Below are 17015 nucleotides of genomic sequence, written 5' to 3' on the forward strand. Positions count from 1 at the left end.
TCTTGATAGCTTTAACCTCAAAATCCTCAGAATTCCTCGCTTATCTGCACTATAGAGTGCCCAAAATCCAGGAGTCAGTATCCGCAGGAGGATTTTCGCTAGCCGTTGTGCTCAGGCAAAAACCTGCCGAACGAGGTGTGAATTTCCTACTCCGGCAGGTTCTTTGCGGTAATGATTGGGACAGGGGAGCGATCGCTAGCTGGTGATGCCGTGATACGCGCTATAGGCGGCAATCAAGATAAACAGAATGCAAGCAGAAATGCCCACGATGTACATGGTGGAGGGCTTCACATTCATGTCCATGCCTTCCGGTGGGCGGGAGGTAGGGGGATCGACCTGGTTTCTTGGGGTGGTGTTCTCGGGGGGTGTCATAGGGATATTTCAGGGGGAATGTTAACGAAACGTGCTCTAACCATTAGGGTGGCGTGGCAACCCTGAGCCAGCATCTACCCCTGGTTGAAGGTGAACAGGCAGCATAGAGCACCAAAATCATCCTTTATCCTGGCTACTAATCCCTTTATTGGTGGCGGAAGCAAGCTATGGATGCCGTACAGCAGTTTCAGCAGTTTTTTGAGCATTGTGTGGGTCACTGGGCAACCGAGCGCACCTACCACTACTTGCCACAGCAGGAAGTTGAGCGATCGCATACCGAATTCGTCATCCAGCCATTAACCCCCGATCGCAAAACCCAAGTGTTAAGCGATAACCAATACGCCGATCGTCCGGATGTTGCGCAATTTCCGGGCTTCCATCTGGCGTTTGATACGGTGTCTGAGAAAGGGGAACGGGTGTCGCAAGCCCTGAACCTGATGTTTGTCTATGAACCATCTGGCTCCTCGATTCTGACGGGAGATTACCTGCGCGATCGTGCCTATGAAGAAGCCAAGCCGATCGTGTCCAGGTTTCAGTTCCATGCCGAGAATCGCGAACTGCTGATGACTACCTATTACAGCCGGGTGGTGTCCGTAGACTCGATTACGCTGGTCAACCCCAACCTGCGGATTCGCAAGATTGTCAACTATCGCCGTCCAGGGGAAGGTGAACCCTTAGAACAGGTCTTGCTGGTTGGCTTTGGGGTGGAGCAAAAAACTCCTGGTTAGCTGAAATCCAGACAATCTGGCACTTTACAGGGACGTTGACCGCGTCCCTAATTTTTTGAACTCGCAAATAAGGAGAACTAATCATAAAAAAGTCAAGGTTTGTTGCAAATTGTTACATTTGCTGTTACATTAATTTACATAAGGCAAGAGACACATTCCCCCAGAGGTCACCACCATGTACACCACCACTTCAGAAGGCATTTTGAATAACTACGCCATCGAGCCTGCGATGTACTACGCTGAGTACCCCACCGAAACGGAGCAAAACCGCTACAAGCTCCAGGGTGCAGTAGCCTCTCTCTTCGTCGCCTTGATTGTGTTGACCGCCTTAGCCGTTAGCTAATTTCAACCAATAATCTTCCAGTCCACCAGCCACATTTACAGTAATTAACCAGAGGAAATCCTATGTACACCACCACTTCAGAAGGTATTTTGAACAACTACGCGATCGAGCCTGCGATGTACTACGCTGAGTACCCCACCGAAACGGAGCAAAACCGCTACAAGCTCCAGGGCGCAGTGGCATCTCTCTTCGTTGCCTTGATTGTGTTAACTGCCTTAGCCGTTAGCTAAGAGACCGCCAGTAATCCTCCAGCCAGCATCAGACAACGTTTTCAGAAGAATGAGACTCTCTAGTGAGAATGGAGCACCTCAGTCAGATCGACTGAGGTTTTTTATTGCGACCAGAAACCGGAAAGCCAGGTTCTATGATCAAAGACGTTGAGCAATGAACGATCAATAAACGCAATGGACGCAGTAGAGTTTTTTCGACAAAGTGCTGGCAGATGGCGATCGCAACGGACGACGCAGCACTTAGCCTTCCGGCGATCGGAAGTCGGTGACTCAGAAATTGTGGTGGAATCGCTAGAGGCGGATCACCCAGATATTATCGAACTGTGCCAGTTGCACGAAGTTGACCCCAGTTTGGCCGTCGGCGGGTCGCGGGTACGGTGGGCTGGCTCCATGGCATGGGACCGCGAAGGCGAGGAAAACCATGAAGGCAAAACCGTGTTTGCGATCGTCCCCGATGAGGGCAATCCCAGACAGGGCAGATTGTTACGAGAACGGGGCTACGCCGAAATTATGCCCGTCGTGGGACGGTTCCACATGGATGAGGATGGTGGCTTAGTGCTGACCACGGAATACGAAACCATGAGTTCGATCGAGCGGTTCTGGTTTGCCGGGCCCAACTTACGCATGCGTACCAGCACCGTGAAACGCTTTGGGGGCTTTAGCACTGCTTCCTTCTGTACCGAAAGCCGGATTGAAGAGGCAGCTACGCCAACGGGCGACACCACTGCCCAACCCACAACCATGCTGCAACCTGTCTTTGGCTGGTAATGAACTATCCCTTGACCGATGCCGCCGCCTACCAGCGAGGAGTGAATTATCTAGAACAGGTGCAGTCATTGGTTTTGGAACCGGGGATGGTGGACGTGATGCAAAATCTGCGCGATCGCGTCACCATTTGCACCTGGATTGGGCAGCAGATTGAGGCTGTCAACACGGAGCTTCAGCAGTGCCTGGAGGCTTGCCATGCCTGCTTTCATCCCAGCGATCGCCCGCCGATCGCCATTTTTGCGGTGCCGATCGCCCCTACCTTTGGCATTGATGGTCTTTGCAATGTCCTGAGCCGTCCGATCGCGATTCTGATCGATGTCGGTCGCATTCTGCCGCAGGACTGGCTAAGTATTGTTGCCCATGAGTATGCCCATGCCTATAGTGGCGACTTTGGGCATCATCAGCAGTTTGTCAACGTCCTCCACCATCTCTGCTTAGGGCTGGGTTTAGAACCTCCCGCCGGAGCAAATGCCGACCAATTGCGTTACTGGCCTTTCTGTCAATCCACCCTCGATCCGCTGGCGTTTTGGCGGGGGGAAGGCTAAATATGAAGAGTTGTTAAATATTACAGATTGTTACTTGATTTCAGAAAGGGGAAACTAAATCTCCTACTCTGAGAAGTGATTGTAAGCGGTCAGCAATTCGCTATCAGCCGCTCGTTGACAGTTGTCCAGTTGTCAGTGGCTCAGGAATGAGTTATGCAACTCAGGGGTCTTTGCCCCCACTATGAGTCAACTTTCCGATAACCGATAACCAGCAACGGCTGCCTGATTCTGAATGACTGTTTACTCGTTAAGGTTCATATCCCCTTGTCAGACCGCCCACTTCTGGCAAAACCGCTTACAAAAGCAGTGACTTTAACGTTGATTAAATTCCATTAAGATTACGGAGGCTCCAGCGTGCCTATTCCCCTCTTAGCCTACGCTCCCTCATGCAACAACCAGCGGGTTGCTGGTTATGAGGTTGGCAATGAAGAAAAACCCAGAATTTTCTCCACGGACAACATTCTTTCGCCGACTGACATGGATGCGTTGATCGGTGCTGCTTATCGGCAGATCTTCTTCCATGCCTTTAAGTCCGATCGCGAAATCGCTTTAGAATCCCAACTCCGGAATGGTCAAATTACGGTACGGGAGTTTGTGCGCGGTCTGTGTCTGTCGCCTACCTTCACCGAGAGTTTTTACAACCTCAACAGCAACTACCGCTTTGTGGAGCACTGTGTTGAGAAGCTATTAGGTCGGTCGGTTTACAGCGAACGGGAAAAGATCGCCTGGTCGATCGTCGTTGCCACCAAGGGACGGGCAGGGTTCATTAACGATCTGCTCAACAGCGAAGAATATCTGGAGAACTTCGGGGAAAATATCGTTCCTTACCAACGTCGGCGGGTACTGCCCTCTGGCACCGTCTCCGAACTGCCATTTAACATCAAGTCTCCCCGCTACGACGCTTACTACCGCGCTAAGCTCGGTTTCCCCCAAATCATTTGGCAAACCGAAGTTCGGCGCTTTATTCCCCAAGACAAGCGCTCTCAAGCTGGCGATCCAGCCCTGTTTATGAACATGGCTCGCAGCATCAGTCCCCTGGGGAACGCACCACAAAATATTTCGCCTTACAACATCGATTACGAGAAAGCTGTACCTTACCGGAAGGTCGGCGGTTAATTCTCTTAACACCGCTAGATGAATAGCATCTGGGAGCCAGAAGCTAGGAATTGGGAGTCAGAAGGATTGCTTCTGAGTTCTGGGTTCTAGAGTTTGGCTCCTTTTGGCAGGCGGGAAACATAGGGTATGGTGAGATTCATCGCCAATCCCCGTTAGGCAACCTATGACCGCTGCCAGTTCCCCGTTGACGATCGATGCCAGTCGCATCAAAGCGTGTGCTAGTAAGCTCCGCCGCAATCGATCGTTTCGGCATCTGGTGCTGGTGCAGGTAGCAATGGGGATTAACCGAGTCCGGATCGATCGTCTGACCATGGGCGCGAGTGAGCCGCTGGATTTATTGCATCTGTATCAGAACACCAACACACTCCATGCCCTGGAGCCAGATAACCTTGCCAATTTAGAACTGACCTTTAAGAAAGCCCTGCGATCGACCGCCTTATGGGAAAAGTCGGCAATCTGGTTTCTAACTCAACTGGATGCCTGGGACGATCGCCGCGAGATCGAGGGCGAAGCCGCGCTACTCGAAGTCCTGTCCATTCTGCCTGACCCCAAAAAGCCGGGAGAAGAAAGCTGGTTAGAAGCCCGCTTACTTAGCTTGTTGGCAGCACAGGTTGCCCATCAGTTGCTGACCCCATTAGACCTGACGAATTATTCGATCGCCGAATTAGAAGCCTTGTTGGGAGTGGAGCAACCCGCAACCAAAGTCCTCCCCCATCGCCGTTCTGACGTAACGAGTGGTGCAACGGTGGGCAGTGTGTCGCCAGTCCAGCGCGAGTGGCAGGCTCCGGAACTGTTAGCGTGGCGATCGTGGATTGGTGACAGCTTTATCGAGCATCAAATTCTGGAGCACAGCCCAGAAACCCAACGCCTGGAACTGATTCCCGGCAAAGCCGCCTGGGAGGTTTTGCAACAATTAGGCCCGGAAGCTGCCTATTTATTTCTGATTTTTGCTGCCTATGCCAGCGATACCGATCGCCCGTGGCAAGGGCAAATTCGGTTAACCGGGAGCGAACTCCTGCGGTTTTATGGCTGGAATCAGCACGATGATTTAACCCCAGGGGGAGCGCTCAAGCGGATTAGTAGTTTAGTGCAGATGGTTTGCGGTCTATCGGTCGCGATCGTCCAATGTGATAGCTCCCAGCCGCACTCTAGCGCTACCACCGGGGCAATCTGGCTTCTAGAATCCCTGGAATATATGGGCACCCGGACGGCAAGCTCAGGGGATCAGAGTGCCCTCCAGCCGGAAGCCACAGATCTAGAGGAACTGGTAATTTGGGTCAAACCCGGTCGCTGGACAGCCCACTTCTTAGCCAATCCAGAACCCGCCGCGATCGCTGCCCTGCGCCAGTATGGCTACATGGTCAAAAGTACGCTGCAAATTAATCCCTACCGCAAGCGTTTAGCCGCCCGCCTCGCTCTGTTTCTGCTGATCATGAGTCGGCTTCAGCCGAGCGGTCGCTATCGAGTCGGAACCTTGCTGGCTGCGATCGAATCTCCTGGCTTGGTCGAGGAACTGCACCAGAACCGCACCCAACGCCATCAATTGCTTGATCAGTGGGATAGTGCCCTGCTGACGTTGACTCAGTTAGGCTGGGAAATTAAATTTGATCCGCGTACCTACCCGCGATCGCTGCAACCCACCTGGAGCCGTACCGAAGGCAGCCCAACCCACAGCCAGATTCGCCCAAAAGCGTGGCTCTCGCAATGGCTGAATGCCCACCTAGCAATTACCCCCACCACCTTGATTCAGCATCGGTTAGAGGTCAGCAAAACGCTGACTGTAGACCATGAGGGCTTTGGGGATGGCTTGAATGATGCCGATATCAACCATGTGCCAGAAACGATTCCTGGCTATGCGCTGGAAATTGCCTTAGCCGCAAAAGGCTGGAGTAAGGCAAAATTAGCGGAACAGTTGCATCTGAATCGATCGATGGTGACACACTGGATCAACGGCACTCGGGTAATCCAACCGCACCACCGCCAGCAACTCTGGCATTTGTTGGGTCGCGAACTGCAACAAGTCACCGGAATTCGCCGTTAAGAGACGGTCGTTGATTCTCTGCGGACTTCTCCTCCAAACATTTCGGTTGAGGTGGCCCTTCAATTTTCAGCTTGCCGCCTGATGTCCCAAGCTGAAGCTCCATCTTACCGGGATAGCGGGATAGAACGGTGACGGTGCCTAGGAACGTAGTAGCGATCACGATCGCGAGCAGGACATGAAAAATTTTCATAGTGTCATTGAATTTTTTTTGACACGTTGGGATTTCCCGCTTCGTGATGGGTAAGGAATGTATTGGCAATGTGTATACACTTGGCTATGCTAGGCGGTAGTAACTTATGGTCTTGTTAAGCTATGTCCTCAGCTTCTAGAGAGCGTCATCCGCCGCGTGACATTACGATTAACATCCGGGCACAGCAACGCCAGCGTGACTTAATTGATCGAGCTGCCGAAGCGATCGGGAAAAGTCGATCAGACTTCATGCTGGAAGCGGCCTGTCAAAAAGCCGAGGATGTCTTACTTGATCGACGGGTATTTAGCTTGTCGAACCAACAGTGGCAAGCTTTCTTAAAGGCTCTGGATGCCCCCCCGCAGTCGCCGCAACCGTTGAAAAAACTGCTGAATGAGAAGGCTGTGTGGGATAGTTAAGACCAATGATTGAAGCCGATGCTCCACTACGATCGCCCGAAAAATTGGCTAATCATCACAATACTGCTGACTTTTGTTCTGGCGTTAAAGTTTTGGATAAGTGGCTGAAAAATCGAGCTTTAGCCAATGAAGCCGCAGATGCCACACGAACCTATGTCGTCTGTAGCGGCGATCGTGTAGTCGGCTACTATGCCTTAGCCACAGGTGCTGTCAGCCATGAAACGGCGATCGGTCGCGTTAGACGCAATATGCCTGACCCTGTGCCTGTCATGGTTTTGGCTCGTCTAGCCGTTGATCAAAATTGGCAAGGCAAAGGAGTGGGGCGAGGGCTACTGCGCGACGCAATTTTGCGAACGTTGCAAGCCGCTGAAATTGCTGGCATTAAAGCCATTTTGGTTCATGCTATTTCTCAAGAAGCCAAAGCATTCTATGAGCAATTTGGCTTTCAACCTTCCCCGATCGCAACAATGACTTTGATGTTGACGCTGAAAGAGATTAGAGCGACTTTCAGCGACCAATCTACTCAATGAGCTTTTATAGCAGCAGCCTCGTGCTCTACCCGCTTCGGATAAGCATGCCACAGTGGCTACCTTTTATATTTTATAAAAATTTAATAAAAACATTGCGCGTATTGCACGGAGTGAGGATACTATATTCTTCAGTGTTGGCAATGAGTTGAGCCAAATCACCTTCCCCCTTACCCCTAATTCCCGCAATGGCAAAGGAAAAACTGAAAGAGGAACAAGAAGAAGAAGAAATCATGCTGCAAGTGAAAGTGCCGATTTCCTTGCGCGATCGCCTGAAACTGCAAAGCGTGATTCACAAAATGTCGATGGGCGAACTGACCGACAAACTGTTGAGCGAAGCCCTAGACAAACTCGAAAGTCAGCCCAGAACCAAGCGCTAGTTCTTGCGCTACTTCCCGATTGGTTAGCCAGTTGACGGGCGATCGTTGGGCAATTCCCACAATTTGATCAAAAAAATTGCGACAAAGGTGCAGATCTGACCTGAGATCTCTCCTATACTGCTTAAAGCCCGATCAATTGCCGTCTGACTCAAAGGCAGACGTAGCAACGGGTTCAGGTTTTTGTATGTCCATTTCTAGTTGAGGTGATGGTGATGGGATAACCACCTACTAGAAACATCAAAAACCCCCACTGTCGCAAGCAGAAGGGGCTTTGAAGTTTCTAATCATTTGTTTGATGAGATAGGCAAACAACACTAACCCAAATGTCCAACCCGGCGTTAGGTTGCCCGCAACGTATAGCTCAGTAAGCTATGCGTTCTAGCTGCTTTCAAGATATGCCAATTCACAACTATGGCAATCCAGAAGCTATGGCAATCCAGAAGCTATGTCAATTAACAGCTATGTCAATTAACAGAAGCTATGTCAATTAACAGAAGCTATGTCAATTCACAGCTATGTCAATTCACAGAGGAAGCTATGCCAATTCTAGAGGTAAGTTGGCAAAAGATTCAATCACTTCTTGCGAAAAGTGAAGCAAATTTTCAACTTTGCCGCCGACCTTTAACCAATTGTGCATAGCTGCCTATCTCTTCTCTGGGTTCTCAACACGCCATAGATAGGAAGTTTTATGCATCTCCAACCTACACCAGACACGATCGAACCAAAGCCGAAGAAGGCAGCCGCTCCAGGGTTTGCCAAATCCAAGGGTGGCTCTACCCAACAACCAAGTTCCCGTAAACGTTCAGCCTCAAAGCCACAGAGCGGCATTACTGAACACCGTATTCTCGATCGGCACGAGGCGGCGAACCAAACCCGGCAGGCTGACCCCTCCCCCACCGCGCCGCCAAATCCACCTACGGCACCCAAGTCCGGCGATCGCCAGCAGAGCGCTAAAAAACCGGATCCATTCCATATCCCGAATCGACCCCTGAATGAGTTTCTGGCGCTGTTTCCCCATCGGTTCGATTTCCTTTGGGCAGAGCATCACCTTCCCCACGAGCGACCCCAATGGCACACCGAGAGCCGCTATCCCCTGAGTGACCACACCATTCTTGAGGGCGACTATTTATATGGGGTACGGTTTGGCAAACAAACCCAGTACATCATGCTGGACATCGATCGCCAGAGTCCCTACCATCCCAGTTGCGATCCGTGGGCAATCTCCCGCATCCAGGCAGCGCTGGAACCCTTAGGGTTGGTGGCTGGAGTCACCATCACCAGTAGTTATAGCGACGGGATTCACCTTTATTTCCCGTTCCCAGAACCCCAAGACTCCTGGGCGATCGCCTTTGCCGTCAATGGATTGTTAGAGAAAGCTGGCTTCAAACCCTTTCCCAGTCATCTGGAACTGTTCCCTAACCCACGACCCTACAGTAATCAGTTAAACAACTATTATGGGCATCGCCTGCCAATGGGGGCTGGTTCCTACATTCTCGATCGCGACTTTAAGACAATCTGGAGCGATCAACAGACCTTTGTTGAACACTGGAAAACAGCACAATACCGCAACCAGATTGATTCAACGGTGGTGAAACGGATGGCAAAACAGAGCAAACGCCGCCGCGCCCGAATGTCGGGTCGAGCCAGTCAGTTTCTCAACGATTTGAACCATGTGGTGGAAGGAGGCTGGACGGGTTCCGGTCAAACCAACTTTATCCTGGGTCGCATTGCCATGCGGGAGTTTGTGTTTGGGCATGTGCAGCGCCAGTGTGAACCCTTGAATGGAACCGCCCTGGTCGAGGCGATCGTGGAGGTGGCGCGATCGACCCCTGGATTTAGCGACTTTTGTGGGCATCAAAATGATTTGCTGCAACGGGCAAAACACTATGCGGATTCGATCGAAACCAGTCGCTACTATCCCTATGGCTATGGTCGCCATGCTAAACCCAAGCCGCCGGAGCCACAGGATGACCTGGCCAATCAACCCGTCCAGTTGAGTTTGAATGAACGGCGGACACAGGATGCCCAGGAACGGATTCGACGCGGAGTGGCTGAGTTAATGGCAGAAAATCGCTTGCCCGATGACCCAGGGAAGCGCCGAGTTTTACTGGTGAGCTACTGCCATACCTCTCTCGCTACTTTGTATCGCTATAAGGAGTTATGGCATCCCGATCATTTTAAACCCCTGCCGATCGCCCCCCCGCCAGAGGAGATCGATCGCCCCCCTGAACTGCCATCAGAGCAGGTGTTACAGACTGAAAATGACAATAAGTTTGTTCCCTGTAACGCTGCCCCCCAAGGGCAAGCGTTAGCACTATTAGAACAAGGGGGGTCTGGGGGGTTTTCCACAACCGTTTCCTTAACGAATGGAATCGCTGAAACCCTTACGCCAGAGGATATTCAAGCCACCGTCGCCAGTGTTAGCCAGCAACTGCAAGCCGAGAAGGCAAAGCAGAAAGCGGCTCGGGCACAGGCTTACAGAGATCGGATGCAAGAGTGGTTAAACAGCGGCGATCCGATTTTGATGGCAGAAGCCCAGCAATTTTTGCAGGCTCAACCTGGGTATAAACCTCCTGATTGAGGCAAGCGATCGCCAAAAACAGCTCGAAAATTGAAAAAACCTTGATTGGTGGTACACCGATCGATTTTGCTGTGCCAAACTAGCGGACGATCGGATCAATTTCAGCCGCCGGAGGTCTTTTCATGCCGCGTAAATCGGGAAGTGCTGCCTCAAAGAAATCGAAAACCACCAAACGCTCGACTCCACCGAAACCTGTGGCTGGGCAAGGATCGAGCGACCCCAAAGATGCGGCGATCGCCGCAGAAGTTGCTGCCTTCTTTGCCGAGTTTGAACAGGAACAGGCAAAAGACTTAGAAGGAGCCTGGTTGGCTGGATTCTATAACCCGCTAGAAGATGTGCCCAGACTACGCAAACGTCCTCTGACTTTGGTAGAGCAAGATTGGTTAGTGGCGGCATGGGATCGGGAATGGCTCCTCGGTGAGGATGGCAAAGAGTCACTTTACTACACGGCTCCCCCACCCAAATTCAATCCCAAGCAAGCCGACTGGTATCTGCGACCAGACATGACTGAGTTTTTGGACGAACCCATGTTGCTCAGTGAAGCGATAAAAAAATACCCGATCTCCTGAAACGGCATCGGGTACTCAACTGTGTAGGTGAAGCAGAAGTGGACACGGGGATACTTCACTTCTGCTTGCAAGTTATGATGGTCTATTCGCTGTACTCGTAAGTGCCGCCATCGCAAACATTAACGGCAGACTGCACCAATGCTCCGCGACCTACGCCATTACCAGGGCCAAGCACTCCTTTGAAGTCATACAAGCAGTCTTCCCGCCCATCGTTGATCGTGATTCTGGTAGATTCTCCTGGCGCAAGCACATCCACACCCAGGATGTCTTCTTCCCAATCATCCACATTGGGAGGGGAAGCATAAAACTCCTCTAATACCCGGCTGGTTTGATTGATTAACGTAAATGAGACGGCTTCTGCCGAAACACTCTGAGCGCTAAACAATAAAGAGGTAGCGCCGACAAAAACGGTCAAGCCCGCCGGAATCCAATGATTAGCCATGCAACTATTCCTTTGCCATCCAGATGAAGTCAGTGCAATTGGTACGGCAGGGTAACAAATGTCACCTATCGCCTTAGAAATAGATTGCCCAAAAGAATAACCAGTGAATCACCGATCTCCGAGAATTTCCGACTACTTTGACCGATCGCAAGGTGTGACCTCGATCGCCCTACGGCACTGGAACTATCACAGTTGATTCTCGTTTCTATCACCAGGTTGAGCTAGAGAACACGGGATGATTAATCTCATCAGCCCCCAGGAAACAGTAAAAGTATGTTCTACCTCAATCGAACGATCGCGCGATAACTTAGGTTTTATCAAAAATTTCCTTGTCTTGCCTCTCCTACTTTTTACGCTGAGTACCTGGTAGAAATGCCAGGTTTTTTCATGTAACAGCACCGCATTTTTTTCTGCAAAATATCCCCACAAAAATGCCTTTGTAAAGTCAGAACTCCACAAAGGCATTTCGATCTTAGAAAAATTTAGGAAAGAGCTAAATTAAGCCGCTTTACGAGCCAAATCGTTCAGATGACGACGCATAGCTAGATTGGCAACACCATCAACGTGATACCCATAGCGGCGCTCAAATTCTTTGACCGCTTCAGTCGTCCGGGGTCCGTAGAAGGGCTGGTTTTGCGGCAGGTTCGCTCTCACGACACGATTCAAGTTATCTTGCAGAACGCGCATCGCCTGCTCGGCTTTAGCCAGCGTGATCGGCCCAGCAATTCCATCAACCTTCAGTTGAAAATACGTTTGAAATTCTTTAATCGCATCAACTGTAATCTTGTCAGTTAAAGGACGATTGTTGCTAGAAATTGGAAAACTAGGATCGGGTTCGGGAGCATAACCAAAACCATGTCCGTAAAGAATACTGCGGAATTGAGCGTTGGTGTAATTCATCGGGGAGGCTCCTTTGAAAGGTAAGTTTGCTTTGCGTTATTTCTGTCTACAAACTACCCATTCGCCGTTTCCTAAAAACCCTCAATAAATCACCCAAATGAGGAAGCAAAACCAACCTCACATATAGAAGTAATTAAATATTTGGTTCACCCATTTTCGCGATATTATCCCAACGCTAGGCTAAGATAAAAAAACAGAGACAATTTCTTTTCGTCTGCTCAGAAGTATTTTACTAATTACAAATTTAGATACTACGAGCCTGCAAATCTATCAATAGCCAAACACTTAGACCGAAGTCTTAACTATGGTGAGTTTGCAACTGACCTTGTTGATGAAATAATTCATGGCACTTACAGCACAAGACAATTAAATCTGTAAAACGCTCTATGCCTCTACGTTCATAGGTACGATGATGTACATGCAAAGTAACACCTTTAGCATTACAAATTTGGCACCTAAAACCTGCACTTTGAAGATGTTTCTGTCGTCTACTGTGCCATTCTGGGGTCTTTAGATACTCTTGGTAAGGCATTTTTTGCAGCTCGTTTAACCTTTGACAAAACCTTGAGTATCTTTGTTGATCATGATTTCCCCGTCGCTGTAAAATTTCTTGCCAACAGGTGTCGCAAATTATTTTATATCCCTCAGCATAGTATTTTTTATCTTTTCTTAAACGACCTTTTAGTTCATGTGCATGACTACGAGTTGTAAAATAAATACTCTGCTGGCAACGTTCACACGGAACGAACTCTTCTGTTGAAGGGATATAGTTTCTGATGTTACGAACACTAACACCAAGTAAATCTTTAGCGATCGTTTTACTTGATAATCTTGGAATTGACCAGTATAAATATTTTGCTGCCTCAATTCTTTCTGCTTCCGTGTCTAGCTCACTAGCAATTTGGGCTGGTAGTTGCTCCAATCTTATTTTCAGTTGATTAATTGCCTCTTCCATTTCTTCAAGATCTTGGAGAATAGATTCAATCTCCAACATCGTAGGAGTATCAGGACGTTTCATTTCCAACCTCGGGTATGTTTAGCAAACGCGAAAAAAACAACGCTAAGGCTAAAACCTTTGCCTAGCAAAGATTCCAGCCTCTTTTTTTCGTAGAATTCAAGATATTCAAATCGCTGGATATATTGATAGATATGGCTTTCAGGCTTTTTCAGAATTACACAAATTTTGGCGCTCTTCTTTAGCTGTCAACAATGCTGGACTGAATTTGAACTATATCACCGTTTAGTTATGGTCTGAAACCCTTGATTTCTCGTTGAGCCACAAGTCTAGAACCACGCAAAATTGTTTGACTAATTGCCTGTACTGCAAATAATCAAATTTTGTCTACTTTCTGGAACCTTTACTGTAGAAGGGTTTCAGCCTTAGCGTTGTTTTTTTCACGTTTGCTAAACAAAGGCCAACCTCTGCTGCTAATATATGCTTATAAAAAGAATATTAGCTTCCTGGCTGAAGATGAATATTTCAAAGTAATTTCAGAGCTTGAAACGACAAAGCCCCCCTTCGGTTAGGAAGGAGGGCTGTCAATTATTAACCTGGCATCGAGCTATTTTTGCGGGACGCTACCGTCCGACTATCTTCGCCGCTGGTCTGTTTCACCCCTGAGTTCGGGATGGGTCAGAGTGGGTCCAAACCGCTAGAGACACCAGGAAAGCTTGAGAAACTTTCGCTTATCGGTTCAAAAAGAACCTTGAAGGCTGCATAGTCACTTGTCTTGGACACCAATTATGTTGTGAGGTCAAGCCCTCGGTCTATTAGTACGGCTCGGCTACACACATTACTGCGCTTCCACCTACCGCCTATCAACGGGTGTTCTACCCGTGACCTTACTGGCTTACGCCATGAGAGCACTCATCTTGAGGTGGGCTTCCCACTTAGATGCTTTCAGCGGTTATCCGCTCCGCACATGGCTACCCTGCGTTTACCGTTGGCACGATAACAGGTACACCAGCGGTGCGTCCTTCCCGGTCCTCTCGTACTAAGGAAGGCTCCTCTCAATGCTCTTACGCCTGCACCGGATATGGACCGAACTGTCTCACGACGTTCTGAACCCAGCTCACGTACCGCTTTAATGGGCGAACAGCCCAACCCTTGGGACGTACTACCGCCCCAGGTTGCGATGAGCCGACATCGAGGTGCCAAACCTCCGCGTCGATGTGAACTCTTGGCGGAGATCAGCCTGTTATCCCTAGAGTAACTTTTATTCGTTGAGCGACGGCGATTCCATGCTCTACCGTCGGATCACTAAAGCCGACTTTCGTCCCTGTTCGACTTGTGGGTCTCACAGTCAAGCTCTCTTATGCTTTTACACTCTGCGGCTGATTTCCAACCAGCCTGAGAGAACCTTTGCGCGCCTCCGTTACCTTTTAGGAGGCGACCGCCCCAGTCAAACTGCCCACCTGACACGGTTCCAATGCCGGATAACGGCAATCGGTTAGACTTCTAGCTGTTGCAGAGTGGTATCTCACCGTTGGCTCCACTACCCCCACGAGGGTAGTTTCATAGCCTCCCACCTATCCTGCGCAGCAACAGCCCGAAGTCAATATCAGGCTACAGTAAAGCTTCATAGGGTCTTTCTGTCCAGGTGCAGGTAGTCCGTATCTTCACAGACAATCCTATTTCGCCGAGCCTCTCTCCGAGACAGCATCCAGATCGTTACGCCTTTCGTGCGGGTCGGAACTTACCCGACAAGGAATTTCGCTACCTTAGGACCGTTATAGTTACGGCCGCCGTTTACTGGGGCTTCGATTCAATGCTTCTCTTGCGATGACATCCCCTCTTAACCTTCCAGCACCGGGCAGGTGTCAGGCCATATACTTCATCGTTAAATTTAGCATAGCCATGTGTTTTTGTTAAACAGTCGCCTGGGCCTCTTCACTGCGGCCCCGCTCACGCGGGGCGCCCCTTCTCCCGAAGTTACAGGGCCATTTTGCCGAGTTCCTTAGCCGTGAATCACTCGAGCACCTTAGGATTCTCTCCTCGACTACCTGTGTCGGTTTACGGTACGGGTTCCTATTACCTGAAGCTTAGAAGTTTTTCTTGGAAGTCTGTTTAGGTACACTATCCACTCAGCCGAAGCCTCGCGGTACTATCAGATTTCAGCTAAAACAGCGGATTTGCCTACTGTCCCATTACCTACATCCTTTAACGTACTATTTCGTCAGTACGCGGTACTTTCACTCCTCCGTCCCTCCTTCGCAGTAATAAAAAGTACTGGAATATTAACCAGTTGTCCATCGACTTCCCCCTTCGGGTGCGCCTTAGGTCCCGACTAACCCTACCCTGATTAACATTGGATAGGAAACCTTAGTCTTTCGGTGTGAATGTTTCTCACATTCATTATCGTTACTTATGCCTACATTTGCTTTTCCAGCCGTTCCAACATCCCTCACAGGACACCTTCAACACAACTGGAATGCTCCCCTACCACTGTAATAAATTACAATCCAAAGCTTCGGTAGATTATTTGATGCCCGTTTATTATCCATGCCCTATCGCTCGACTAGTGAGCTGTTACGCACTCTTTAAATGAATTGCTGCTTCCAAGCAAACATCCTAGCTGTCTATGCAATTGGACCTCGTTAGTTCAACTTAATAATCATTTAGGGACCTTAGCTGTTGGTCTGGGTTGTTCCCCTCTCGCCCTCGGACCTTAGCACCCAAGGGCTCACTCCTGTGTATATGTCATTAGCATTCGGAGTTCGTCAGGGTTTGGTAGGCGGTGAAGCCCCCTAGCCCTATCGGTAGCTCTACCTCTATGACACTCAACCACAAGGCTGTTCCTAAAAACATTTCGGGGAGTACGAGCTATCTCTCAGTTTGATTGGCCTTTCACCCCTACCCTCAACTCATCCGGAAACTTTTCAACGTTTATCGGTTCGGTCCTCCACTCCGTTTTATCGGAGTTTCAACCTGGTCAAGGGTAGATCACAAAGTTTCGCGTCTGCCTCTACTGACTATACGCCCTATTCAGACTCGCTTTCGCTTCGGCTGCGTCCGTCTACAGACTTAACCTCGCCAGTAAAGAGCAACTCGTAGGCTCATTATGCAAAAGGCACGCCGTCACCCCGACGGTTGTCGGGGCTCCGACCGCTTGTAAGCGCACGGTTTCAGGTTCTGTTTCACCCCGTTATTCACGGTACTTTTCACCTTTCCCTCACGGTACTGGTACACTATCGGTCTCCATGTAGTATTTAGCCTTACCGGATGGTGCCGGCAAATTCAACCGGGATTTCTCCTGTCCCGGCCTACTCAGGATACCCGCCAATATGATCATGCTTCCCTTACGGGGCCCTCACCCTCTATGGCCGTACTTCCCAGTACGTTCAGGTCACATTCACATATCTTGCGCAGGTCCTATAACCCCGTACGTGCCGTAACACGCGCGGTTTGGGCTGATCCGCTTTCGCTCGCCACTACTCACGGAATCACTGTTGTTTTCTCTTCCTCTGCCTACTTAGATGTTTCAGTTCGGCAGGTTCGCCTTCCTTGCGGAATACCAATAAATTGGTGGGTTGCCCCATTCGGAAATCTGTGGATCAATCCCCCTTGCAGGTCCCCACAGCTTATCGCAGCTTGGCACGTCCTTCTTCGCCTCATGGAGCCAAGGCATCCCCCGTGCGCCCTTGTTCACTTACTGTTCACATACGGACCCCTTTTGCAAAGCCCGTATGCAGTCTTAAGACAGATTTACATCCGTCCTGTTGCATTCTCCGCTCAACATGTCAAAGAACTTGTGGCACACATCTGTGCGCCATAGCAGAATACCGGTCACGAAACGGCACACCTGTCGTCTTTCCAGAAAGGAGGTGTTCCAGCCGCACCTTCCGGTACGGCTACCTTGTTACGACT

General features: G+C 49.8%; 17 protein-coding genes and 3 rRNA genes. 12 read left to right on the forward strand and 8 right to left on the reverse strand.

The window, feature by feature from the left end:
• Window positions 1-195 precede the first annotated feature (195 nt).
• Window positions 196-372 (reverse strand): hypothetical protein, encoded by a 177-nt coding sequence (locus tag ACN4EK_RS30530; protein ID WP_431662215.1) that lies wholly within the window; start codon window positions 370-372, stop codon window positions 196-198.
• 167 nt (window positions 373-539) lie between these two features.
• Here ACN4EK_RS30530 and ACN4EK_RS30535 point away from each other — a divergent pair, with 167 nt between their 5' ends.
• The 7 genes from ACN4EK_RS30535 to ACN4EK_RS30565 all read left to right on the forward strand — a co-directional run bounded on the left by ACN4EK_RS30535 (window position 540) and on the right by ACN4EK_RS30565 (window position 6143).
• Window positions 540-1100, forward strand: coding sequence for a phycobiliprotein lyase (locus ACN4EK_RS30535; protein ID WP_431662216.1), 561 nt, complete (start codon window positions 540-542; stop codon window positions 1098-1100).
• Between the two features lie 175 nt (window positions 1101-1275).
• On the forward strand, window positions 1276-1443 hold the full coding sequence (psb34, locus tag ACN4EK_RS30540; RefSeq protein ID WP_431662217.1) for a photosystem II assembly protein Psb34: 168 nt from the start codon (window positions 1276-1278) through the stop codon (window positions 1441-1443).
• Window positions 1444-1505: 62 nt separating this feature from the next.
• On the forward strand, window positions 1506-1673 hold the full coding sequence (psb34, locus tag ACN4EK_RS30545) for a photosystem II assembly protein Psb34 (protein ID WP_431662217.1): 168 nt from the start codon (window positions 1506-1508) through the stop codon (window positions 1671-1673).
• Between the two features lie 174 nt (window positions 1674-1847).
• Window positions 1848-2441 (forward strand): phycobiliprotein lyase, encoded by a 594-nt coding sequence (locus ACN4EK_RS30550; RefSeq protein ID WP_431662218.1) that lies wholly within the window; start codon window positions 1848-1850, stop codon window positions 2439-2441.
• Window positions 2441-2986, forward strand: coding sequence for a hypothetical protein (locus ACN4EK_RS30555; RefSeq protein ID WP_431662219.1), 546 nt, complete (start codon window positions 2441-2443; stop codon window positions 2984-2986). Before ACN4EK_RS30550 ends, ACN4EK_RS30555 begins: the two co-directional genes overlap by 1 nt.
• A gap of 354 nt (window positions 2987-3340) precedes the next feature.
• Window positions 3341-4102: a phycobilisome rod-core linker polypeptide gene (locus tag ACN4EK_RS30560; RefSeq protein ID WP_431662220.1), complete on the forward strand. Its 762-nt coding sequence runs from the start codon at window positions 3341-3343 to the stop codon at window positions 4100-4102.
• A gap of 163 nt (window positions 4103-4265) precedes the next feature.
• Entirely contained in the window at window positions 4266-6143 is a 1878-nt protein-coding gene (locus tag ACN4EK_RS30565; RefSeq protein WP_431662221.1) for a helix-turn-helix domain-containing protein, read from the forward strand.
• Here ACN4EK_RS30565 and ACN4EK_RS30570 read toward each other — a convergent pair.
• On the reverse strand, window positions 6124-6333 hold the full coding sequence (locus ACN4EK_RS30570) for a hypothetical protein (RefSeq protein ID WP_431662222.1): 210 nt from the start codon (window positions 6331-6333) through the stop codon (window positions 6124-6126). The genes ACN4EK_RS30565 and ACN4EK_RS30570 overlap by 20 nt on opposite strands.
• 122 nt (window positions 6334-6455) lie before the next feature.
• On the opposite strand from ACN4EK_RS30570, the gene ACN4EK_RS30575 reads away from it, so the two are divergent.
• The 5 genes from ACN4EK_RS30575 to ACN4EK_RS30595 all read left to right on the forward strand — a co-directional run bounded on the left by ACN4EK_RS30575 (window position 6456) and on the right by ACN4EK_RS30595 (window position 10806).
• Window positions 6456-6749, forward strand: a complete 294-nt coding sequence (locus ACN4EK_RS30575) for a type II toxin-antitoxin system TacA family antitoxin (protein WP_431662223.1) — start codon at window positions 6456-6458, stop codon at window positions 6747-6749.
• 5 nt (window positions 6750-6754) lie between these two features.
• Complete coding sequence (locus tag ACN4EK_RS30580; RefSeq protein ID WP_431662224.1) at window positions 6755-7279, forward strand: GNAT family N-acetyltransferase; 525 nt, start codon at window positions 6755-6757, stop codon at window positions 7277-7279.
• A 185-nt stretch (window positions 7280-7464) separates the two neighbouring features.
• Entirely contained in the window at window positions 7465-7656 is a 192-nt protein-coding gene (locus ACN4EK_RS30585) for a hypothetical protein (RefSeq protein WP_431662225.1), read from the forward strand.
• Window positions 7657-8344: 688 nt separating this feature from the next.
• Window positions 8345-10237: a hypothetical protein gene (locus ACN4EK_RS30590; protein ID WP_431662226.1), complete on the forward strand. Its 1893-nt coding sequence runs from the start codon at window positions 8345-8347 to the stop codon at window positions 10235-10237.
• A 122-nt stretch (window positions 10238-10359) separates the two neighbouring features.
• On the forward strand, window positions 10360-10806 hold the full coding sequence (locus tag ACN4EK_RS30595; RefSeq protein ID WP_431662227.1) for a hypothetical protein: 447 nt from the start codon (window positions 10360-10362) through the stop codon (window positions 10804-10806).
• Window positions 10807-10888: 82 nt separating this feature from the next.
• Here the strand turns inward: ACN4EK_RS30595 and ACN4EK_RS30600 are convergent, their stop codons facing one another.
• The 6 genes from ACN4EK_RS30600 to ACN4EK_RS30625 form a co-directional block, all read right to left on the reverse strand.
• Entirely contained in the window at window positions 10889-11248 is a 360-nt protein-coding gene (locus tag ACN4EK_RS30600; RefSeq protein ID WP_431662228.1) for a hypothetical protein, read from the reverse strand.
• Window positions 11249-11746: 498 nt separating this feature from the next.
• Complete coding sequence (locus ACN4EK_RS30605) at window positions 11747-12148, reverse strand: peptidoglycan-binding domain-containing protein (RefSeq protein WP_431662229.1); 402 nt, start codon at window positions 12146-12148, stop codon at window positions 11747-11749.
• 298 nt (window positions 12149-12446) lie between these two features.
• On the reverse strand, window positions 12447-13166 hold the full coding sequence (locus tag ACN4EK_RS30610) for an HNH endonuclease (RefSeq protein ID WP_431662230.1): 720 nt from the start codon (window positions 13164-13166) through the stop codon (window positions 12447-12449).
• Window positions 13167-13697: 531 nt separating this feature from the next.
• A 5S ribosomal RNA gene (gene rrf, locus ACN4EK_RS30615) occupies window positions 13698-13814 on the reverse strand.
• A gap of 84 nt (window positions 13815-13898) precedes the next feature.
• Window positions 13899-16802 (reverse strand): 23S ribosomal RNA (locus ACN4EK_RS30620).
• A 163-nt stretch (window positions 16803-16965) separates the two neighbouring features.
• Window positions 16966-17015, reverse strand: a 16S ribosomal RNA gene (locus ACN4EK_RS30625); the annotation flags it as partial.

Origin of the sequence: Pantanalinema rosaneae CENA516, assembly GCF_050753385.1 — a bacterium.
Taxonomy (GTDB): domain Bacteria; phylum Cyanobacteriota; class Cyanobacteriia; order Leptolyngbyales; family Leptolyngbyaceae; genus Pantanalinema; species Pantanalinema rosaneae.